General features: G+C 69.4%; 22 protein-coding genes. 12 read left to right on the top strand and 10 right to left on the bottom strand.

Annotated elements, in window-relative coordinates; genetic code table 11:
• The first annotated feature begins 329 nt into the window (after positions 1 to 329).
• Positions 330 to 695: a hypothetical protein gene (locus WMF39_RS40705; RefSeq protein WP_437741826.1), complete on the top strand. Its 366-nt coding sequence runs from the start codon at positions 330 to 332 to the stop codon at positions 693 to 695.
• A 51-nt stretch (positions 696 to 746) separates the two neighbouring features.
• Here WMF39_RS40705 and WMF39_RS40710 read toward each other — a convergent pair whose 3' ends face one another.
• The 3 genes from WMF39_RS40710 to WMF39_RS40720 all read right to left on the bottom strand — a co-directional run bounded on the left by WMF39_RS40710 (position 747) and on the right by WMF39_RS40720 (position 3,932).
• Positions 747 to 1,931: an alpha/beta hydrolase family esterase gene (locus tag WMF39_RS40710; RefSeq protein ID WP_437741827.1), complete on the bottom strand. Its 1,185-nt coding sequence runs from the start codon at positions 1,929 to 1,931 to the stop codon at positions 747 to 749.
• Positions 1,921 to 2,919 (bottom strand): hypothetical protein, encoded by a 999-nt coding sequence (locus WMF39_RS40715; protein ID WP_437741828.1) that lies wholly within the window; start codon positions 2,917 to 2,919, stop codon positions 1,921 to 1,923. Before WMF39_RS40715 ends, WMF39_RS40710 begins: the two co-directional genes overlap by 11 nt.
• Before the next feature lie 338 nt (positions 2,920 to 3,257).
• A complete protein-coding gene (locus WMF39_RS40720) occupies positions 3,258 to 3,932 on the bottom strand; it encodes an HAD hydrolase-like protein (RefSeq protein WP_437741829.1) in 675 nt (224 codons plus the stop codon).
• A 610-nt stretch (positions 3,933 to 4,542) separates the two neighbouring features.
• Between WMF39_RS40720 and WMF39_RS40725 the strand changes: the two genes are divergently transcribed.
• Positions 4,543 to 5,169 (top strand): hypothetical protein, encoded by a 627-nt coding sequence (locus tag WMF39_RS40725; RefSeq protein ID WP_437741830.1) that lies wholly within the window; start codon positions 4,543 to 4,545, stop codon positions 5,167 to 5,169.
• A 107-nt stretch (positions 5,170 to 5,276) separates the two neighbouring features.
• Positions 5,277 to 6,290: a formylglycine-generating enzyme family protein gene (locus WMF39_RS40730; protein ID WP_437741831.1), complete on the top strand. Its 1,014-nt coding sequence runs from the start codon at positions 5,277 to 5,279 to the stop codon at positions 6,288 to 6,290.
• Between the two features lie 27 nt (positions 6,291 to 6,317).
• Here the strand turns inward: WMF39_RS40730 and WMF39_RS40735 are convergent, their stop codons facing one another.
• Positions 6,318 to 6,983 (bottom strand): TetR/AcrR family transcriptional regulator, encoded by a 666-nt coding sequence (locus tag WMF39_RS40735; RefSeq protein WP_437741832.1) that lies wholly within the window; start codon positions 6,981 to 6,983, stop codon positions 6,318 to 6,320.
• 209 nt (positions 6,984 to 7,192) lie between these two features.
• Between WMF39_RS40735 and WMF39_RS40740 the strand changes: the two genes are divergently transcribed.
• The 3 genes from WMF39_RS40740 (at position 7,193) to WMF39_RS40750 (ending at position 11,061) form a co-directional block, all read left to right on the top strand.
• On the top strand, positions 7,193 to 8,410 hold the full coding sequence (locus WMF39_RS40740; protein ID WP_437741833.1) for an FAD-dependent monooxygenase: 1,218 nt from the start codon (positions 7,193 to 7,195) through the stop codon (positions 8,408 to 8,410).
• An 88-nt stretch (positions 8,411 to 8,498) separates the two neighbouring features.
• Complete coding sequence (locus WMF39_RS40745) at positions 8,499 to 8,879, top strand: BlaI/MecI/CopY family transcriptional regulator (protein ID WP_044969989.1); 381 nt, start codon at positions 8,499 to 8,501, stop codon at positions 8,877 to 8,879.
• A gap of 1 nt (position 8,880) precedes the next feature.
• The gene (locus WMF39_RS40750) at positions 8,881 to 11,061 is read left to right on the top strand and encodes a penicillin-binding transpeptidase domain-containing protein (RefSeq protein WP_437741834.1); all 2,181 of its coding nucleotides are present in this window, start codon (positions 8,881 to 8,883) and stop codon (positions 11,059 to 11,061) included.
• Positions 11,062 to 11,139: 78 nt separating this feature from the next.
• Here the strand turns inward: WMF39_RS40750 and WMF39_RS40755 are convergent, their stop codons facing one another.
• Positions 11,140 to 12,333 carry an FAD-dependent oxidoreductase gene (locus tag WMF39_RS40755; protein WP_437741835.1) on the bottom strand — a complete coding sequence of 398 codons (1,194 nt, stop codon included), beginning with the start codon at positions 12,331 to 12,333 and terminating at the stop codon, positions 11,140 to 11,142.
• Positions 12,334 to 12,423: 90 nt separating this feature from the next.
• On the opposite strand from WMF39_RS40755, the gene WMF39_RS40760 reads away from it, so the two are divergent.
• Positions 12,424 to 13,434, top strand: a complete 1,011-nt coding sequence (locus WMF39_RS40760; RefSeq protein ID WP_437741836.1) for a LysR family transcriptional regulator — start codon at positions 12,424 to 12,426, stop codon at positions 13,432 to 13,434.
• Positions 13,435 to 13,458: 24 nt separating this feature from the next.
• Here WMF39_RS40760 and WMF39_RS40765 read toward each other — a convergent pair whose 3' ends face one another.
• From WMF39_RS40765 to WMF39_RS40780, 4 genes are all read right to left on the bottom strand, one after another.
• Positions 13,459 to 14,436 (bottom strand): endo alpha-1,4 polygalactosaminidase, encoded by a 978-nt coding sequence (locus WMF39_RS40765; protein WP_437741837.1) that lies wholly within the window; start codon positions 14,434 to 14,436, stop codon positions 13,459 to 13,461.
• Entirely contained in the window at positions 14,433 to 15,071 is a 639-nt protein-coding gene (locus WMF39_RS40770; protein ID WP_437741838.1) for a glutathione S-transferase family protein, read from the bottom strand. Before WMF39_RS40770 ends, WMF39_RS40765 begins: the two co-directional genes overlap by 4 nt.
• A gap of 109 nt (positions 15,072 to 15,180) precedes the next feature.
• Positions 15,181 to 15,672: a DoxX family protein gene (locus tag WMF39_RS40775; RefSeq protein WP_437741839.1), complete on the bottom strand. Its 492-nt coding sequence runs from the start codon at positions 15,670 to 15,672 to the stop codon at positions 15,181 to 15,183.
• Positions 15,638 to 16,069 carry a hypothetical protein gene (locus WMF39_RS40780; protein ID WP_437741840.1) on the bottom strand — a complete coding sequence of 144 codons (432 nt, stop codon included), beginning with the start codon at positions 16,067 to 16,069 and terminating at the stop codon, positions 15,638 to 15,640. Before WMF39_RS40780 ends, WMF39_RS40775 begins: the two co-directional genes overlap by 35 nt.
• 195 nt (positions 16,070 to 16,264) lie before the next feature.
• On the opposite strand from WMF39_RS40780, the gene WMF39_RS40785 reads away from it, so the two are divergent.
• From WMF39_RS40785 to WMF39_RS40805, 5 genes are all read left to right on the top strand, one after another.
• Positions 16,265 to 16,966 carry a hypothetical protein gene (locus WMF39_RS40785; RefSeq protein WP_437741841.1) on the top strand — a complete coding sequence of 234 codons (702 nt, stop codon included), beginning with the start codon at positions 16,265 to 16,267 and terminating at the stop codon, positions 16,964 to 16,966.
• Between the two features lie 46 nt (positions 16,967 to 17,012).
• Positions 17,013 to 17,609, top strand: coding sequence for a dihydrofolate reductase family protein (locus tag WMF39_RS40790; protein ID WP_437741842.1), 597 nt, complete (start codon positions 17,013 to 17,015; stop codon positions 17,607 to 17,609).
• A 189-nt stretch (positions 17,610 to 17,798) separates the two neighbouring features.
• A complete protein-coding gene (locus WMF39_RS40795) occupies positions 17,799 to 18,014 on the top strand; it encodes a hypothetical protein (RefSeq protein ID WP_437741843.1) in 216 nt (71 codons plus the stop codon).
• Entirely contained in the window at positions 18,011 to 18,418 is a 408-nt protein-coding gene (locus WMF39_RS40800) for an HNH endonuclease (RefSeq protein WP_437741844.1), read from the top strand. The genes WMF39_RS40795 and WMF39_RS40800 overlap by 4 nt, the downstream gene beginning before the upstream one ends.
• Positions 18,419 to 18,713: 295 nt before the next feature.
• A complete protein-coding gene (locus tag WMF39_RS40805) occupies positions 18,714 to 19,511 on the top strand; it encodes an alpha/beta fold hydrolase (RefSeq protein ID WP_437748099.1) in 798 nt (265 codons plus the stop codon).
• 9 nt (positions 19,512 to 19,520) lie between these two features.
• Here WMF39_RS40805 and WMF39_RS40810 read toward each other — a convergent pair whose 3' ends face one another.
• Positions 19,521 to 20,744: an MFS transporter gene (locus WMF39_RS40810; protein ID WP_437741845.1), complete on the bottom strand. Its 1,224-nt coding sequence runs from the start codon at positions 20,742 to 20,744 to the stop codon at positions 19,521 to 19,523.
• Between the last annotated feature and the right edge of the window lie 163 nt (positions 20,745 to 20,907).

Below are 20,907 nucleotides of genomic sequence, written 5' to 3' on the forward strand. Positions count from 1 at the left end.
CTCCTCGGACGAACGCGATCCGACAGGCAGCCCCAGGGCACACCGCGCCCCTGCTCCTCCCTCTCCAGCGTGCTTGCTCCCTACCTAGCATACGCGCTGGCGCAGATGCAATTGATTTTTATTTTCATCGCACGATGCGACCTGCGGGAGCAGCATTTCGACCGCGATCTGGAGGGATTTTCTGCCGATCGGCCGCGGAGCGCGCGGCGGTCTGCCCCCGTTGCCCGAGGGTGATCGTGGGGCCCCGGCGTCACGCCGCGCGACGATCCTCGGCCCCGGGTGCGCGCCGTAGTACATAGCCACGAGCACATCCCTGGAAGGAGCGCGCGATGGCAAAGCTCATGGTCTTCGAGATGTTCTCCAAGTCGGATATCGAGGCGCTGCTCGACGCCGGCGTCATCGTCAACCTCGCGTTCGACGCGTCGCACCCGAAGCGGGAGAAGACGGTCCACCTCGAGCTGCTCATCGACGCAACCCAGGAGGCGATCCTGCGGCTCAGGAGCCGCCACAACGAGACGTACATCAAGCTGAAGGGCGCGCTGATGCAGGGCGAGGGCACCTACAAGCTCGAGTGCCACACCTTCGATCAGGACATCGTCGACAGCTCGCCGAAGTCCTATGAGATCCGTCAGAACCGCGCGATCGTGCGGTACGGCGACGCCGGCACCGTCATCCAGGACATCGGCTGGTGGTGAGCGCCGACGCGGGGTGGCCGGCCGGCGTCGGAGTCGGTGGCCGCCTCCGTCTCAAGGAAGCGAATGCCGCTTCAGCGTGGCCCACCCGATCTCGGGGCTCCCCCAGGTCATGCCGCCGCCCTCCGTGGTGCACAGCGTCACCTCCGCGCCGTTTGCGCAGCTCGAGTACGTCGAGCAACCGTCGCTGCCTGCCGGGCCCGGTGATCCCGTGCACCGGTTCAGCTCGGCCCACCTCTCGAAGGTGCCGACGGCTCCGAGGAAGGTGATGTTCGCGCCGTTCGGCGCCTGCTGGGCCCCGCCCTCGTAAGGTACAAGCAAGTCCGCGGTACCCCGGAACGAGATCTCGGTCACAGGCCGCGACGGCTGGCAGGGCTGCTCCGACTCCGCCAGAAGGTCGAACGCGCTGGGAGCGACCGCGGCAACGACGTCCGCGGCGTTGCAGGCCAGGTGGTAGGCCATCCCGCCGCCGTTCGCGACGCCGACGGCATAGACCCGCTTGACGTCGACACACGCCTCCTTCTGGACCTCCTGGACCAGGGCGCGCGCGAACCCCACGTCGTCGACGTCGCGCGACGTCGTGCAACACGGACCGATGTTCCACGCGCCGTCGATGCCCTGCGGCCACGCGACGATGAACCCCTCGGCCTCGGCGAGCTCGCGGTACCCCGAGGCCTCGGCCTCCTCCGCCGGGGTCCCGCCCAGCGTATGGTAATCGAGCACCAGCGGCATGGGGCTCGCGCCCGTGTAGCTCGCGGGGAGGCGAACGACGTAGCTTCGGGTGGTGTCCCCGACCGTCACCGTGCGCTCGTTGTCGCCGGGTGCAAGGGTGGTCGCCGGGCAGGCGGTCGCCGTCTCGCCATCGCCGGGCGTCCGGCAGAAGCCGCCCTGACAGCGGAACGGCGCGCCGAGCGGCTCGCAGTCGGCGTCGCCGCTGCAGGAGATATCGCAGAACGCAGCGCTCTCGGCCGCGTCGCAGGCCGCCTCGGTAGGCCGCTCCGCCACGGCCACGCACTCGGCGCCGGAGGCGAGCGCCGTACACTCGCGGGCGACCGAGCAGGCGCGCGTGCAGACGCCGCAGATGCAGGAGAGACCGTCCGCGCAGCTGGCATCACAGCTCCTGAGAAAGTTGGTCTCGCTCCCGGTCTGAGGCCCGATGTCCCTGCAGGCCGAGCCGAGGAGCGCCCCGCCCGTCATGCTCGCGATGAGGCACGCCGTCACGATCACCCTAGATCTCATCGCCGCCCCCGCTGTCCTGCTGGATCAAGCACTGTCCGATGTACAGAACGACCTGCGTGTACCTGTCCGGCCTCTCGTGCGCCGCGTTGAAGGCCTCGACCTGCTCGCGCAGCTCGACCAGCTGGGCACGCAGGCGCCCCAGCGTCTCGTAAGCCCGCTGTTCGTGCGGATGACCGGGCCACAGGTCGAGGGTATAGGTGCTCCCCCCGACGCGGTCGCCGAGGCCGGGCGCGGAGCGATCCTCGCGCAGCCGGCACAGGATGGTCTTCACCATCGCCTGGAAGTGATCGAAGATCGCCGCCTCCCACCCCACAGGCGAGCCCAGCAGCACGTAGAGGCTCCCGGCGCTGTACGTCGCGCCCGCGCCCTCCCCGGTCCGCTCGACGCGCGCCGATTCCACGAGGCGCCCCAGCGCGGCGTCGAGCTCCGCGCGCTCGATGTGCGTCCGCTGCAGCAGCTCGTCGCGCACGAGCGGGCCTTCCCGATAGATGATCGCCCAGACGAGCTCGTCCACGCCTTCGCCGGAGCGGAGCGCGCGCAGCGCGCCCAGCTCGTCGTCGGACACCGCGCGATACACCACCTGGGCCCCCTGCCCCGCCTGGAAGATCAGGCGGCTCTCGCAGAGGTCGAAGAGCACCCCGCGGAGCAGGACGTCGTCCTCGCCGGCGAACGCCCTCAAGATCTCGGCCCGCGGCGTGATGCCCCGGCGGCGGATGTGGTCCAGCACGGCTTCCCACAGCGAACGGCCGCGCTCGACCGAGCTCTCCGTGATCCGCCGGACCCGGCGCTGATAGGTCCGGAGCCCCATGCCGAACATGTCGGCGCCCACCTTGCGGCTGACCCCTTGCCGCTCGAGCTCGGTGACCAGGTCCTGGAACACCTGGTCTGCGAGCTGGGCCAGAGGGGCACGCCAGCCGCCCGAGGTCGCCAGCTGGGCGATGAGGACGGTGGTCTGACGAACGATGGCATGAATCAGCTCTACCGTCATAAATTGATAAGTATCGACGAGAAGCCTCGTTGCGCGCCACAGAGTAACGCCACAGAGGGCAGCGGGGGGAGTGACAAACCCGACACCCCCCGGGCGTGGGGAGGGGCGACGAGCGGCGGACCATGGGGGGCCCGCAGGGGGCTGTAGTGTGGTGACGGAAGCCGCTTCCCTACGTGGAGGATGGACCTGAGATAGCGTTGTTTTCCATGTGAAGCGGATCACGTAAGGCACGATCTCTCGCAGACCGCCTCCTCGACCCGCTCCGTCACACGCGGTTCGTCATGATGACGCTGCCGCCGCTCGCAGTCGGCAACGGCCGGCGCTGCGGAGCCGTGGACTCATCGAGCCGCTCGGCCTCGGGTCTCCCTCAACCCACGCACCGTCAGCACCAGCTCCTCCAGCGTGTCGACGATGCGGTCGGCGCCCGCAGCCTCCAGCTCCGCGCGCGACCCATAGCCCCACGTCACCCCGATCGCCACGAGGCCGTGCGCCTTGGCGCCGAGGACATCGTGTTCGCGGTCGCCGATCATGCAGGCGTCGGCGGGGGTGAGCGACTCGCGCTCCAGGGCGTGCGCGATGAGCTCGGCCTTGGTCGAGCGCTCGCCGGACAGCTCGGCGCCGTAGACGCGGGGCACGTGCGAGCGAAGGCCGAAGTGGTCGACGATGCGCTCGGCATAGACGGCCGCCTTGCTGGTGACGAGGCAGAGGCCGTGGCCCGCCTGGCAGAGCTGCGCGAGCGCCTCTGGCACACCGGCATACACGCTGTTCTCGAACAGGCCGAGCGTGCCGAAGCGCTCGCGATAGACGCGCACGGCCTCCTCGATGCGGGCGCTGTCGCGCGTCGCCAGGATCTCGGCGAACGCCTCGCGCAGCGGCGGACCGATGAAGCGGCGCACCTCGGCGAGGCCGATCGAGCCGTGCCCGAGCACATGGGCCGCGTGCACGAAGCAGGCGGCGATGCCAGGGGCCGGATCCGTCAAGGTGCCGTCGAGATCGAGAAACAACGTACGCATGGCGGCGCACGTAGGGCACCGAAGGGGGCGACGGCAAGGGTCGCAAACTGGCACAGACGCCAGGTCAGACCGAACGGAACTTTTCGGTGACGCTCCCCTCGGAGAGTGGGCATCGTGATGGCTCTCCAAGTCGACGAGCGGGGATGACAAATCTGTCCAAGGGGGGTGACGGCGATCTCGCCGTCTATTCACGCGGGTCGCAGCGGCAATAGAACAAGGAGGGTCGGACGCGAGCCGAGAGTCTCCGCAGGTCCTGACCAGCGCCCCCTAACAGAAGGTGACGACGATGAATTATCCTGTTCTTTCCTCCCGATTGGTGGTCCGTTGCGCTCTTGGGATGGCCGTGCTCAGCCTCGGAGCTTGCGCTTCCGAAGTTGACCCGAACGACGGTTCGGAGTCGGAGAGCACAGCAACCGGAGGGACGACGGGCACCGGCGCTTCCACGACCGAGAGCTCGACGAGCGGGGGGCCAGCTGCTGGAAGCTCCAGCTCTGCCGGAGCGACGACGGGGACGACCGGCGCGGGAGGAGCCCCGAGCGGCAGTACCAGCGGCGCTTCCGGCACCGGCGGAGGCGGCACCGGCGGCGCAGACCCGAGCGGACCGGCGTCGGTGAGCAGCACGAGCACGGGCGGCGATCCCGGGACGGGCGGCGGGGATGACGGCCTGCCTCCGACAGGCGAGAACTCGGTTGCGTACACCGGCTGCTCGATGGCCAACAACATCGGCACTGGCTACAAGCGCGTCGGCGGCAAGGTCATGTGGAACGCGGACAACTATCAAACGGGCGCCATGGTGGTCCAGAACTGGACCAACCCGAACAGCTCTTCCTGGCAGCTCTTCGACCGGAAGATGCAGTCGATCGGCGGGAAGGACGTCGTCAAAGCCATCATGGTCCAGATCTGCATCCTGTCGCAGCGGGCGACCGACAAGGAGCTCCGCGACATGGTCAACGCGGCGCGCCAGCACGTCAACCCGGGCACGCATATCTACATCGTGGGCCAGCCGGTCTACAATGCAGGGCACGATTGCTTCATCGCGGGAGCGGGCGGCGCCGATTGGACGGACATGAAGGCACAGGAGCTGGCCAAGGACGCGACCATCAACGAGAACATGAGCTACCTCGGGAAGTTCATCCTCAACAACGACGCGGGCGAGGTCAGCGACGGCTGCCACGCCAGCAGCCCGAAGGGCGAGAACGTGCTGGGAGAGCAGGCGAAGGCGTTCTTCGGGGGCTGATCGGAGCACAGGCCCAACGAGACGGAGCTGCGATGTCGACGGGCGCGCGCCACGCGTGGTGGCGCGCGCTCCGGAGGAGAGCAGGAGCTGACCATCGTGAGTGACCTATGATTTCGCTTGCCCCTCCTTGCCACACCGTCGGCATCGCATTCTTCGGGCTGCTGCTCTCGGCAGGTTGCACCTGCGGAAACGAGGAGAGGATCGCGGCGGACGAGACGATCGCCGGGGATCGAAGCAGCGGCCACGCGGGCGCCTGGGCTGGAACGGCGCCAAGTTGCGCCGGGCTGCCGGCGACCTGCGGGCCATCGGAGAACGAGGACTGCTGCGAGAGCTTGCTGGTCCCCGGCGGAACGTTCGCTCGAAGCTACGACGGCGTGGACTATCTGGACCGGAGCTACCCGGCGACGGTGAGCGACTTCTACCTCGACAGGTACGAGATCACCGTGGGCCGGTTCCGGGCGTTCATGAACGCAGGCATGGGCACGCAGGCCAGCCCGCCCGGGGATGGCGCGGGCGCACATCCAAAGATCCCAGGCTCTGGCTGGAGCTCGGCGTGGAATACCAAGCTGCCGCCGAGCACGGCTGCCCTGAAAGACACCCTGAAGTGCTTCGTGCACCAGAGCTGGACGGACACGGCGGGGAGCGACGAAAATAAGCCGATCAACTGCCTGGACTGGTACACGGCATTCGCGTTCTGTGTGTGGGACGGTGGACGGCTGGCGACAGAGGCGGAGTGGAACTACGCGGCCTCCGGGGGCAGCGAGCACAGGTACTATCCGTGGTCGAAGCCAGCGACCTCCACGACGATCGACGACAGCTACGCGGTTTACTGCGGCGGCACCTGCAGCCTGCGGAACGTCGGCTCGACGTCACCGAGAGGCGACGGGAAGTGGGGGCAGTCCGACCTGGGCGGGAACGCGTGGGAATGGACGTTGGACTGGGATCCGGTCCAGTACCCGATGCCATGTCATGACTGCGCCGCCGTCACAGCAGGCTTCTACCGGGCCTTCCGGAGCGGCAGCAACGACGACCTCGCCCCGACCCTGCGGTCAGCCACCCGCCACGTCTACTACCCCGAGCACCGAGGCAACATCGGGTCGCGTTGCGCCAGGACCCCTTAGTTAGCCGCACCGCCGGGGCCGCCTGCGCTACACGCGGGGTCGAAGCTGGGCCGGGCGGCTGGGCGCGTAGGCACGAAGGAATGCGCGCACCCCCTCGACGAGGATCTCTCGCCTGCGCGCGTCACTCGTGGCGATCGCCGGTCCGAACGCGTTGACGGCGAGCAAGAACGTCAGCGCGATGAAATGATCGGCCGCCAGCCGCGGGTTCGGCGCGTCGAGCAGCCCTGCACGCGCAAATTCCGCGAACCGCTCCGCGATCGCCTCCTCCGGAGCGTTCATCATCCAGTGGTCGCGATCGCGCAGCTGGGACAGCTGAACGGACTCCATCGTGACCAGTCGCATGAGGGCAAGGTAGTCCACCGAGCCGAGCATCTCGGTCGCGATCCGCGCCGAGAAGGTGATCAAGGCGTCTTCCAGGTCCGTGACGCGCGTCAAGGTGTCCTCGATAGCCCGTCGGATCGCCGCCATGAGCAGGTCACCTGCGGACTCGACGACGGCCAGCAAGAGAGCCTGCTTGTCGCCGAAGTAGTCATACACCGTCCTCTTGGAGACGCCGGCGCGCGCGGCGACAGCATCGACGCTCGAGCGGTCGAACCCGTCGGCCAGGAACAACTCCCGGGCCGCCATGAGGATGGCGGATCGCTTTTGCGCGGACCCTTTACGAAGAGCCTTTTGTGCGCCAGTGGAGGACATGCACCTCCAGGTATAGCCCATTTCGGCCTCATTTTGCCCTGGCCTTTGTACACTACACGGTGTAGTGTAGTCGACCTCAGAGCTCCCCGGGCCGAGTGGACCGCGGTCGGCAGCTGCTTGCCCTGCCTCATGGCAGCGGGCGGGTCGCGCCGATCTCGCGAGGATGGGCCCTCCGCCGCTGCGAGCTCACACCGAAGGAAGGCGGACACATGGCGACTTCGCGGAACAAGAAGATCCTGATCTCCGGCGCGAGCATCGCCGGCCCCGTGCTCGCGTACTGGCTTCACAGGTACGGCTTCCAGGTCACGGTGGTGGAGAAGGCTGGCGCTGTGCGAAGCGGCGGCTACCCCATCGACATCCGGGGCACCGCGATCGACGTCGTGAAGCGCATGGGCGTGTTGTCGCGCATCGCAGCCGCGCACATCGACTCACGCAAAATCACGTTCGTCGATGGCGACGGCGCGCTTATCGGGTCGATCCGGCCCGAGGCGCTCACCGGCGGCAAGGAAGGCCGGGATCTGGAGCTGCCTCGCGGAGAGCTCACGACGGTGCTTTACGACGCCGTCCGAGATGACGTCGAATTCCGCTTCGGCGACTCCATCGCCACCTTGAACGACCACGGCGGCGGCGTCGATGTGCACTTCCAGAGCGGCCTGCAACGCCCCTTCGACATGATCATCGGCGCTGACGGATTGCATTCGAACACTCGCCGGCTCACCTTCGGGCCCGAGGCGCAGTACCACCGTTACCTCGGCTACTGCTTTGCAGGTTTCACCATCCCCAACACCCTCGGGCTCTCTCACGAGGCGTTCATCAGCAACACGCCCGGGAAGGCGGCCGTGCTGTTCGCGGCCGGCGACAGCGATCGCCTGCACGCCTTCCTGACCTTCGCCCGTCCCCAGCCTCCCTTCTCGGAGTTCGCCGACATCGAGGCGCAGCGGAGATTGACCGCCAGCGTCTTCGCCGGCGCCCGCTGGGAAGTGCCGCGGATGCTCGCCGCTCTGCAGGAGGCCACCGATGTCTTCTTCGACGTCGTCAGCCAGATCCACATGCCTCGATGGTCGAAGGGAAGGGTCGCCCTGGCGGGAGACGCGGCCCACGCTCCGTCGTTCTTGTCAGGCCAAGGGACGAGCACCGCCATGGTCGGCGCGTATGTCCTGGCGGGGGAGCTGGCGACCCATTCCGACCCCGGCGCCGCCTTCGCCTCGTACGAGCGCGTCATGAGGCCGTTCGTCGAGGTGAACCAGTCGCTCGCCGGCGGCGGCGCGGCCAGCCTGATCCCCGCCACATCGCGAGCGCTGTGGATCCGGAATCAGGCGCTCCGGGTGACACCATGGCTGGCGCGCACGGGGCTCGCCGGTCGCAAGGGCCGGAGGGCCTCGACGGCGCTCGCCCTCCCCCTCTATGGCGTCCAGGCCAGCGGATAGCCCGCGAGTCGCCGAGCGGATCGCACGTGCTAAGAATTTAGCATGCGTTGCTTGCTAATTTCTTAGCACCAGGCTACGAAAGGACGTCATGCCGAAGCCGCCGCTCACGCGCCGAGAGCGCGAGATCATGGACATTTTGTACCGCCTGCGGCGCGCGACCGCGCACGAGGTGAAGGACAACCTCGAGGATCCGCCGAGCTACTCGGCGGTCCGCGCGCTGCTGCGCCTGCTGGAGGAGCGCGGGCACGTCAAGCACGTGGAGGAAGGGCAACGCTACGTCTACACGCCTGTCGCGGCCCCGAGCGAGGCTCGCAGGAGCGCGCTGGCGCAGGTCGTGCGGACGTTCTTTGGAGGCTCGGTCGAGCAAGCGGTCACCGCGCTGGTCGACACGTCGAAGTCCAAGCTATCGCGGGAAGAGCTGGATCGCATCGCCCAGGTGATCGAGCGCGCCAAGAAAGAAGGGGGTTGAGATGAGCCCGATCGAGATGAGCCCGCTGCCGTTCCTCGTCGATGCCGCGCGGGGCGCCGTGCTCCTCGGGCTCGCCCTCGCCGTGATGCCGCTGCTCCGCCGCGCGCCGGCCTCCACACGCCGGCTCGTGCTGGTGCTCGGGCTCGCGGCCGCGGCGCTGGTGCCGGTCGCCTCGCGGCTCGTTCCGGCGTGGCGCGTGCTGCCGGTCGCCGAGCTTGGCGTCCCGGACGCGGGTAGACCCTTCGCCGAGCCCATCGGGGATGCCATTGCCCCGCCCTCGGTCGAGCCTGTCTCCCACGCCGTGGCGCAGGCTCCGTCCACGCCCGTCGCCCCGGCAAAGCAGTCCTTTCCGTGGGGCTCGGTGCTCCTTGCCGTGTGGGCGCTCGGGGCATTTGCGGTGCTCGCTCGCCTGTTTCATGGCCTCGCCAAGGCGCGTGGGATCGCCCGGCGCGCAACCCCGCTCTCGCTTCCGGGGATCACGGCGACCCTCGGCGAAGCGCGCATGAACGCCCGCGTGTGCGTCAGCTCCGAGATCGATGTGCCGGCGGTGACCGGGGTCTTTTCGGCGGTGGTGCTGGTGCCGCGGGAGGCGCTCGAGTGGAGCCAGGCGCGCTGGCGGGCCGTGCTGTTGCACGAGCTGGCGCACGTTCGGCAGCGCGATTGTCTTGCCCAGATCGTTGGGCAGCTCGCCTGTGCAATGCACTGGTTCAACCCGCTGGTGTGGCTCGCGGCGCGCAGGCTTCGCATGGAGCGCGAGCTCTCGGCGGACGAGCGGGTCCTGGCGAGCGGGGCGCGGCCGACCGAATATGCCGAGCACCTGCTGGCCATTGCGACGAGCGCAGCGCGGCTCCGTGAGGTGCCGGGCGGAGCGCTCGGGATGGCGGAGCCCTCGCAGCTCTTGGCGCGGGTCGAGGCCATCGTGCGACCGCGGGCGGGGTCTCTGCGCACGTCGGCGGCGCGGGGCGTTGCAATCACCGCGTCGGCTGCGGCGCTGCTCGGGGTGGTGGCGTGCGTCACCGCCGGCAAGGAAGGACCTGCCGCGGCTGTGGCGGCCAATCCGGCCAATCCGTCCGGGAAGTCGGAGCCGGTCGCTCCTGCACCGGCGGGCGCGTCCGTTCCGACCTCCACCTCCGCCGCTGCTAGCTCCACGCCGGCCTCTCTGGCCCACCTGACCGCGGAGGTCGCCTCCGTGCTGGGCGCCCCGGCCGATCGCCTGGAGCTCACGATCGATCGCGACATCCAGGCGATCGTCGATGAAGAGATGAAGCGGATGGCGGACGAATGGCGCCCTGTCGCCGCCACGGCGATCGTGCTCGATCCAAGGACCGGCGAGGTGCTGGCCATCCATGATCCGAGCACCGCCGCGGCGCCGCGCGTCAGCGGCTCGACCATCAAGTCGCTCACCGTCGCGGCCGCGCTCGACGAGGGGGCCATTGCGGTGACCGACCGGTTCTTCTGCGACAAGGGAGCGCGGAGCTATGGCAAGGAAATCCTGCGCGACGCGAGCCCGAACGAGTGGCTCGACGTGCCGCAGATCCTCGCGCGCTCGTCGAACATCGGGGCCTCGCGGATCTTCGACAAGCTGGGCGGCGAGGCGCTCGGGCGCTGGCTCCGGCGCTTTCATTTCGGCGAGGCGATGCGCATCCAGCTCCGCGGCGCGCCGGTCGGCGAGGTCCCTCCGGTCATCGCGGACGGCTCGCTCCGCGGCGTGGCCCTGGCATCGGGCCATGGCGGCGCGATGGCCAGCCCGCTTCAGATGGCCGCCGCTTATGCCGCGATCGCCAATGATGGCGTGTTCAATGCGCCGACGCTCGCCCGGCGCGCCCGGGGCGCGGACGGCAGCGTCCGCTTCGAGCACCACGTGGAGAACGAGCGCGTGCTCCGCCCGGAGACGGCGCGGGCGGTGATGGGCATGCTGGAGCGCGCCGTGAGCGACGAGCAGGCGACGGGCAAAGCGGCGCGTGTGCAAGGGGTGCGGGTCGCCGGGAAGACCGGCACCACGGACGAGCAATCGGCGGCGGGCGAGCCGCGTAATTACGCGAGCTTCATCGGGGTCGCGCCGGCCGAGCAGCCGCGTTTCGTCATCCTCGTCGGCGCGGTGGTCGCCGCGGAGGACGCGACGGGCGGCAAGGTGGCGGGGCCGGTGTTCGCGCGCATCACCGCGCGGGCGCTCGGGCGCTGATTCGAGCGCGCCCACGTCGAGGGGTACGCGCCGCCGCGCTCTCCCCGGGAGGGGTACGCGCCGCCGCACTTTCCCCGGCTACGCGATCCGCTCCTCCCAGTCGATCCGGTACGCGTGCGCGCGCTCCTGCGCGGCGGCGCCGATCCGCAAGAACAGCGGCAGCGCCCTGTCGCGGAGCCACCCGGCGACAGGCCCCGAGACCGCCTTGCGGCTGCCGTTGCGGCGCGCCTGGCGCACGATCGCCTCGACCCGCGGCCGCCGCAGCCGCTCGAACGCCGCGAACGCTCGCTCCGGCTCGGGCTCGTCCCGCAGGCACCTCGCGAGGAGCATCCCGTCCTCCATGGCCAGCGAGGCGCCCTGGCCGGCGTGCGGCGTCGCCGCGTGCGCCGCGTCCCCGATCAGGCAGACCCGGCCGGCGTGCCAGCGCGGCATCGTCAGGATGTCGTGCAGCAGCCACGGACCGAGCACCTCGGGCGTCGCGCGCACCACGTCGGCGATCCAGCCTGGATCGCCCTCGTGGAGCGCGAGGATGCGCTCGCGGAGCGGCCCCTGCGCGGCGGCGCCCTCCGGCGCGGGCTCCCCGCTGTTGTGGAACCACCAGACCTCGCCTTCCGGCGCCGCGAACGCGCCGAAGAACGCGCGCCGGCCAAAGACCATCACGCTCCAGCCAGGCGGAAGCGGCGCGCCAGGGCAGCGCGCGAAGCCGCCGAAATCGATGAGGCCGGTGTACCCCGGCGCCGGCGCGCCGGGCAGCGCCGCCGCCCGCGTTCGCGATCGCACGCCGTCGCACCCGATGAGCACGTCGCCCCGCGCCTCGCCGCCGCCCTCGAAGCGCGCCACGACCTCGCGCGGATCCGAGCGGTCCACCCCCTCGAGTCGCATGCCGTACCGGATCGCGACGCCCCGCCGGGCCGCCTCCTCCGCGAGCGCCGCGTGCAGCGCGCCGCGCCGGATCATCACGAGGCCCGCGCCGAACCGGCGCGCCGCGTCGCGCTGATCGATCACGCCGATGCGCCGCCCGCGGGCGTTCTCGAACCGGATCCCGTCGCACACCGCGCCCCGCGCCTGCACCGCGCGCGCGATGCCCAGATCCGCGAGCACGTTCATCCCGTTCGGCGCGACGCCCAGGAACGCGCCCTCCTGCTCCAGAGGGGCCGCGCGCGCCTCGAAGATCGTCGCCTCCACGCCGATCCGCTGAAGGAACATCCCGAGCACCGGGCCCGCGATGCCCCCGCCGACGACCACCACCCGCCGCACACCTCGCTGTGTCATCTCGCCTCCTCCAACCTCGATTCCGGGCCAGCATGGGTGGGACTGACGCTCATTGCCAGTGATGATTCGTGATGGTAATCGTCACCGTTCGTGAACTTGTCGACGCTCGATCTCAACCTGCTGCTCGTCCTGCACGCGGTGCTCGAGGAGCGGAGCGCGGCGCGGGCGGCGCGGCGGCTCCGCGTGACGCCGTCGGCCGTGAGCAACTCGCTCGCGCGGCTGCGCGCGCAGCTCGGCGACCCGCTCGTCGTGCGCAGCGGGCGCGGCCTCGTCCCCACGCCCCGCGCGCAGCAGATCGCGCCGCGGCTCCGGGCCGCGTTCGGCGAGATCACGGGCGCGATCGAGGGGGATCGCGCGTTCGACCCGCGGGCGACCACGCGCGCGTTCACGCTCGCGCTCTCGGACCTCGACCAGATCTGCAGCCTGCCGGCGATCGCGCGCGCGGCCGCGGCCGAGATGCCGCGCGCGACCCTCCGCGTCGTGAGCGTCGACCACCTCGAGGCGACCGGGGGGCTCGGCGGCGGCGACGTCGACGCGACCATCGCGCCCGCGCACCCGCTCCCGCCGGGCCACCACGCCGCGGACCTCTTCGAGCAGGACAGCGTGTTCGTGGTCCGCCGCGGTCACCCGTGCGCCCGCCGCCGGCTCACGCGCGAGGCGTTCAACTCGCTGCGCCACATCGACATCCACATCGCGCTCGGGCGCGGCGGCATCGGCAACCGCGCCGCCGTGGAGGCGCTCGCGGCCCAGGGGCTGCACCGCGAGATCGCCGCCGCCGTCCCGACCTTCTCCGCCGCCGCGGTCATCGCCGCGAACACCGACCTCGTCGCCGCCATGCCGCGCCGCATCGCCGAGGCGCTCGCGCGCCTCGCGCCGCTCACCCTCCTCGAGCCGCCCGTGGCCGCGCTCGTCTTCCGCATGCAGCTCGTCTGGCACGAGCGGACCCACGAGGACGAGGGCGCCCGCTGCTTCCGGGAGCTCGTCATCGCCGCGCTCCGCGACGGCCCCCGCGCGCGCGGCCGCGCGGCGGGGGGCGCGAGGAAGAAGCCCAGTGGACCTCGGGATTCGAGGCCTACGTCCCGCTCACCGACGAGGCGATGATGCGGGCGCTCGGAAGGCCGCGGGTCACCGGCAGGGCCACCGACCGCCGTCGAGGTCGAGCGGCATCTCCATGCTGTTGAAGCCCCAGGCGTTCGCCTGTTCGCAGAAGAGCGACCTGTCGGTCATGTGACCGGAGAACGGATCGTCGTACTCCACCTCGAACACGGCCTTGCCGTTCGCCAGGAAGGAATCGACGAGGATCTCGCACTCTTCATACTCGAAGCACTGCTCGTTCAGCGTCCAGTCGAAGTACGGCCACAGGTCCGCCGCCTGCTCGATGTCGCCCTTGAGCCCCACGGACATGCCCAGCGAGTGGGCGAGATCCGCGATGAACACGTTGTAGGCGAGCTGGTCTTCATAGCGGAGGGGGAACCCGGAGTCGTTGGCGTAACCGTCGACCTCGTCGGGCTCGATGGCGTCGAAGCCCTTGTCCTTGCAGACCTGGAACCGGGCCAGCATGATCGGCCTGAGGACATCGATCTGCCGGATGTCGAGCCAGAACGAGCCCTCCCAGTGGTAGTCCGGGTTGCCTTTGACCGACTCCGGGAAGGCGCCGGCGTCTGGCCGGTAGTCCTCGAACGCGCCGACGTCGACGTAGCAGATGACCTTGGCGCCCTTCGCGTGCAGCGCGGCCACCGTCTCGGCCGGCGTGAACTCCCAGTCGAGGTCGTAGACCGTGGGAGGCGGCGACTCGATGGGCGCTCCCGTGGGATCGACCAGGCCCATGTCCCTGGGGTCGTCCAGGTCCAGGGGGTGGTCGATCATCCAGTGCCACGACGTATCGAGCGCCGGGATCCAGACGCCGGGGCCCCCGCCGGCGGACGTCGATGAGGCGGACGCCGATGAGGTGGACGTCGACGCCGGCGTGCCCGAGCTCTGGGGCGACTCCGGGCGCGAGCCCCCTGCCCCGCCCGGATCCACGCTGGCGTCGCCGCACGCGGCGTGCGCTGCCGCGAGGACGAAGATCAACGATTTGACCACCGCGGGCCACGATCGATTCATGATGGCGCTCCTCCGTCGCTCCGCAGCTCGCGGCACCTCGCGCGCGCGCGCTGGTACTCCGGCCGCGCGGCGATCCGCTCCTGGTAGGTGACGAGCTCGTCGGGCAGCGTCTTGCCGAGCGCGCCGCGATAGATTCCGATCGCGGTGCTCACGGAGATGTCGGCGAGCGTGAGGCCCTCGCCGGCGAGAAAAGGCATGTTGCCGAGCATGTCGGCCGTGAAGCGCAAGGCCTTCTCGACGCTTGCCTCGTGCGCGCGGACCGACCAGTTGCGCTTGTCCGCCTCCGGCGCGCCGAAATGTGCTGTCAGCAGCGCATTGACGGCTGCCCCGAGGGTCGCTTCGCCGAACACGGCCATTTGCAGCACGCGCGCGAGCGCCGGGTCGCCCTTGCCGGGCAGGAGGGGCGTGGGCCCGTAGTGCTGCGCCACGTAGAGCATCATCGCGACGGACTCGTGGATCGCCACGCCGCCCTCATCCTCGAGGAACGGCACGGTGCCGAGCGGGTGCAGCGCGAGGTAGGCTTCGCTCGGCGGAAACGAGACCATCTCGACCTGGTAGGGCAAACCCATCTCTTCGCACTGCCACATCACGCGCAGGCCGCGGGCCCCGCGCGCGAAGTTGTAGACCTTGATCATCGGTGGTCTCCTTGCTCGCGATCCATGGTTCGAGAGGCGGGCTGGTCGCGGCCCGATCTGACCATGAAGCTGACCATGAACGCCGAGAGGCGGGAAGCCCATGTGAAGCTCATCGGTCGAGCGACGCCGGGCTCGCGAGCAGCGCGCGCGCGCGGCGGTCGCGCAGCCAGAGCCCCGCCCAGAGGAGCGCGGCGATGTAGATCGGAAAGAGCGTGTGGCTGAAGAGCGGGCTCCCGACCCGCACGTGGATCGCGATCGCGCCGCCCAGGTAACCGGTCCACAGAATCGCGCCGAGCACCGCGGTGCGCGGGATCAGGTACGTCACCAGGCAAGCGATCTGAAGGTAGCCGAGGGTGGGGACGAGGCTGACCGGGAATCCGAGCTGGGCCGTGGCTGCATCCGCGGGGAACAGCTGCAGCACCTTCACCGCGGCGTCGAACGTCAGGAACAGCACGCCCAGCCCGCTCAGGACGCGTCCCGCCCACTGCGCTCGCCTGGACGGCGCCGCGCCGGGCGCTGCGGCGCTGGTCGGCGCCTCGGCCCGGGGCGCGGTGGTGAGATCCTGGTCACGACGATGGATGCTGGTGGAGATCGCGGTCATGGGTGCCTCCGTGCTGGGATTCACCCCGTAGACCCCCGACCCCACCAGGAATCATCGGTCGCCGGAAAAAAATCGCCGCGCCGCCCCTGACCGGGCGCCCGGCCCGGCGGACGCGCCGGAAGGGCGGCCGCGGCCCTGCCGGAACGGCGACTCCGGTGACGCCGGGAGAGCGCCGCGGCCATGCAGGAAGATCGAGCGGCAGACCGAACCGCGGGAAGAGCGTCTCGGCCTCCAGGAAGGACGTCATGCTGGCGATGCGGTCCCCCGCGATGTCGAGCAGATGGATCGCCCAGGCCCGGTGGCCGCCCTCCGGCGCGGGGCGATACCGCGCGAACGCGGGCGCGCCGCTCGCCGCCGTCGGCACGAGCCGCGCCTTCGTCCGGTGTAGAGCCCGCACGGTCCGGCGCTGGTCTCCTTGACAAGGTGGTGCAGCCGTCGGATACGCTAATTTTCCACGATGCGTGAGGGCGGCACGAGGGGGTGGGGTCCCCCTCCACGGATACGTGGCGACTCGTTCACGGAGGGCCCCAGGACCGCGAGGCAATCCATGAGCATGTATTATTCTCATCTTCTCGTCCCGCTCGATCCGAGCTTGGTCTTCAAGGCGGAGGCGATGACGGCGTTTCTCGAAGCCGCAATGAGTGCTGGGTTCGTCGGAAAGAACCCCGAGCGGTTTGTGCGAACGGACCCCGAGCCCGTTGGGTCCTTCGTGTTCACCATGTCGCGCGGGATGCCCAAGGCCGGCAGGGACCGCGGGCGCAATCCGGGATCGTGGCTGCGTCCCGACTCCGCGGAGGAGCTCTGCCATTCCCTGGAGAATGATGACAACGGTCAAGCCACGATCTGGAGCGAGTTCCGACCGATGCGACCGCCTCTGCTTGCGCTCGAAGCGCTTCAAGGCGGGGCGCGGTACGACATGACGCAAGCGCAGTTCGACGACGTCTACTACGTCGCGATCACATGCCATCGCACCCAGGTGCCCGTGTCGATGTCCGCCGACCTCGACTCCGAGGACGCGGCGCTCGATTTCGGAGCGCGCATGGATCTCGTGGACGTTCCGCCGTATGCCATCGCCAATTACCCCTACAAGGCCGGGCGCATGGAGATCGCCGGAATCGCCGCCGCTCGATCATGGGTGAGCATCACCTTTGGCAACTACGTCTTTCCGCCTGCCCGGCTCTTCGAAGACCTGTTCTCGCGTGAGGGAGGTCTTCCATTTGCTGTGCCCGATTTCACGGCGCTCGCCGAGCGATGCTTCGGCTGCGATCTTCGCCAGACGTGCCATTTTTGCTGACGTGCCTCCCCTGAACGCAGCCTCCACCCTCGAAAGGAGCATCGCAATGTCGAAGGTCGTCGCAATCATGTCCATGTCGCTCGACGGTTACGTCGCCGACGTCAACGATGGCGTGGCCGAGGTGTTCGACTGGTACGCCAATTCGGGGGACGTCGAGATCCACACCGGAGGGTCGGATCCCATGACGTTCAAGGTGTCCGGGCCGAGCGCCGAGCACCTTCGCGGTCTCACGTCCGAACTTGGTGCCATGCTCACCGGTCGACGCACGTTCAACTTCGCCCAGGGCTGGGGCGGAAATCACGCTTGGGGACCGGCGTTCGTGCTCACCCACCACATCCCCCCCGGATGGCCGCGACCCAACTCGACTGTCCACTTCGTGACCGACGGCATCGAGAGCGCCGTGAACCAGGCCAAAGCCGCCGCCGCCGGGAAGTCCGTCGGGGTCCACGGCGCCGACACCATCCAGCAGTGCCTGAATGCTGGGCTCCTCGACGAAATCCACGTCGACATCGCGGCGGTTCTTCTTGGCTCCGGAGTTCGACTCTTTGACCACCTCGCCCGCACGCCAGCCGTCCTTGGCAACCCGACGGTGATCGCGGGCGTCAGCGTCACACACCTGCGCTACCCGGTACGCAAGGCGTAGTCCTAGGCAATGGCTCCGCGAAGCTAGGCCTCCGCACCGCCGGCGCGCGGAATGGATCCTGCTACCGGTCGTGCGCCGGGCCGTGCGGCCCCGGGCGTGGAGCTGCTTCGCCCGCCCAAGGCGGGCGGAGCTTGAGGCGACGGCGGAGGGATGGCATGCTCTCCGTGCCGACGTCGGACGGAGAACCTCATGGAAAGGCGAACCCTCGAACAGCTTGAGGCGGCGCTCGATGCCGTCAGCAGAGACCTCTCCCCCCGCGTCGAGGAGCTCGCTCAGAAGAGCACCGAAGGCGCGCTCACCCCGGAGGAGCAAAGGGAGTACGCAGAGATCGTCCGCTTGAACGACAGGCTCAGCCTCCTCAAGCTCGAGGCCGAGGAGTTCTGGACGATGCGCGCGGCTTCGTGAAGCTCTCGAACGATGTGCGGGAGGCGGTGCAGCGGCGCGCTCAGGGCGCGTGTGAGTACTGCCGGCTTCCTCAACAAGCTTCGATCCTTCCCCATCAAGTCGACCACATCATCGGGAGGCAGCATCGTGGCTCCGATGATGTCGCCAATCTGTGCCTTTGCTGCATCCATTGCAATCTGAAGAAGGGACCTAACATCGCCTCCATTGATCCACAGACTGGGATCCTCGTGGCGCTGTATCACCCCAGGTGTCACTCTTGGCGCGAGCACTTCACGGTCGCGATTGAGGGTACCATTCAAGGCCTGACGGCCGAGGGGCGCGCCACAGTCCAGCTCCTGGACATGAACGGTGAGGACCGAGTTCGCCTGCGTGCGTTATTATTGCGCCGAAACCGGTACCCGTGAGGCGGCGCGGCGGCGCGCGCCGAGCACGCCGCTGCTGCCGATGGCGCTCCGCGCCGCGGCACGCCGGCAAGAAGCTAGCCGCGTATGCATCCGTCCCACGCTCGTGTGCGTGTTGACGACGGCTGGGTACTCGGCATGAGTTCGGCACTTGGCTCCAGTCCGTGGCGAGAGGTTTAAACAATCACTCAAGGCGCCGAGCGGACCGCTCGGGAGCATTCATGTCGATAATTCTCGCGCATTTGAACCTGAACCACTTCATCACACGTGCGAAGCTGCGGCAGGCAGGGACAGTTCCATGACGACCTGGATCAGCGGAGTCTGCGAAACGAACGGCATCACCATCCACTACCTCCGAACTGGAGGCGCCAAGGTTCCCGTCGTCCTGCTCCATGGATTGATGGGGAGCGGCGCCTGCTGGACTCCCCTGGCGCGGGCGCTCGAAGGGGAATTCGACGTCGTCATGCCCGACGCCAGAGGCCACGGCGGTTCGAGCGCGCCGCACCACGGATACCGGTACGACGATCACGCGAGCGACGTCGTGGGCCTCATCCGCGGCCTTTCGCTCTCTCGTCCGGTCCTGCTTGGCCACTCGATGGGCGGCATGACCGCCGCGGTGGTGGCGAGCCGAGGGGCGGGGGTCATCCGCGGCCTCATCCTTGTCGACCCGACGTTCTTGAGCCCCGAGCGCCAGCGCGAGGTGCACGCCAGCGACGTCGCCGATCAACACCGCCAGGCCCTCGCCTTGCAGAAGTCCGACCTCGTTGCGAAGGCCCGAGCCCGAGACCCGCGTCGCTCGCTCGAGATCATCGAGCTGCAAGCCGAGGCGAGGCTGAAGACCCGGATGGACGCGCTCGACGTTCTCACGCCGCCCAACCCCGCGTACCGCGACGTGGTGAGCGCGATTGACGTCCCGAGCCTGCTCGTCATCGGTGACGACAGCCCCGTCGTCACGCTCGAGATGGCAACGGAGCTGCGGGGTCTCAACCCACGCGTACGAATCGAACAGGTACAGGACGCCGGCCACGGCCTTCCGTTTCAACAACCCGAGCGCCTGGGAGAGGTGGTCCTGTCGTTCTTGCGTGAGCTGGCGTAGCTGCTGCGGTCACTCCGACTCGCCCTCGGCGAGCGCGACGGGCTGGTCGTTGTCGGTCAGAACGCCGCACCCGTGCCACACCATCAGCACCGCATAGAGCGCCGCGAGCACGCGAAAGCCGCTGAACAGGCCGAAGCGCTGCCCGAGCGAGCCGCCCGCCACCGCGCCGATCAGGCCCCCGGCCGGTCCCGAGAGCGAGAACAGGCCGCCCACCCGGCCGCGGCCGAGCTCGGCGGTGAGCGCCGCGAAGCGATTGACGCTCGTGAGGTGCTGCACGCCCAGCCCGAGCCCGAGCAAGACCGCCCCGATCCACAGCGAGGCGACGCCGAGGGGGAAAGCGAGCAGGAGCTCGGTCGCGAGCAGCAGCGAGAAGGCGATCGCGTAGCGGGCAGCGTCGCGCAGCGGCGACAGGGCGCCCCCGGCGAGGAGCAAGGTCAGCACGAACACGGCGCCCTGGAGGGTCACCAGGCTCGCGGCTTGGGGCACCGAGAGGTGAAACTCGCGGATCCCGATCAACACAACGAACACGGCGAAGTAGGACATCGCCATCTGACCACACAGCTCGATGAGCATGCTCTGGCGCAGCTCGCGGCGAGACAGGATGATTCCGACCTGCCCGCGCAGGCGCTCGAGGAGCGGCGTGGCCGAGCGCCCGCGGCCGGGGGGAGCCCCGGAGAGCACGCGATCGCCGACGAAGACCGTCGCCAGCAGCCCGAGGCCGGTCACCACGAACACGCCGGTGTAGCCGAGCAGGCCGAGGAGCTGCGCGCCGAGCATCGGGCCCACGAAGAACATGCCGAGCGAGTGGGACGCGCGCTGCCAGCCTGCTTTGCGCGGGCCGAGGCGAGGAAGCAGGTGAAGGAACTCGGTCTGGGTCGCGACCATGCGAAACGGGTTGAGCAACCCGAAGAGGACCACGCCCGCGATGAGCTGCCAGGGCCGATCCATGTGGGTGAAGCCGAGCAGGTACAGCGCCGCGCCCGCGAGGCCGCCGAATCGGAACAGCGGCCGGCTGCCGTGGCGGTCGATCAAGCCTCCGACCGGCATCGAGAGCAGCACCATGCCGGTGAACTGCAGGCCGCCGACAAGGCCGATCTGCCAGGGGGAGGCGTGGAGCGAGGCGGCATACAGCGGCAGGACCACCTTGGCCACGCCGTTGCTCGAGCCCGCGAGCAGGCCGAGCACCATGAAGCCGAGGAGATAACGCTGGGGGAGAGGCGGCGAAGGTGTCATCACGCGGACCGAGGCGAGCGGCCGGTCGATCGGCGCGTTCGTCCGCCGTGCCGAGTCGGGTGGTGCTGCCGCGCGGGCGCCCTGCAAGCCACGCTCCCGAGCCGGAGCAGGCCCATGGCGACCGCCTCGTCACGCCGCGCCGCCCGCTGCCTGCTGCGCCAGC

Source organism: Sorangium sp. So ce1504 (genome assembly GCF_051521635.1).
GTDB classification, from domain to species: domain Bacteria; phylum Myxococcota_A; class Polyangia; order Polyangiales; family Polyangiaceae; genus Sorangium; species Sorangium cellulosum_B.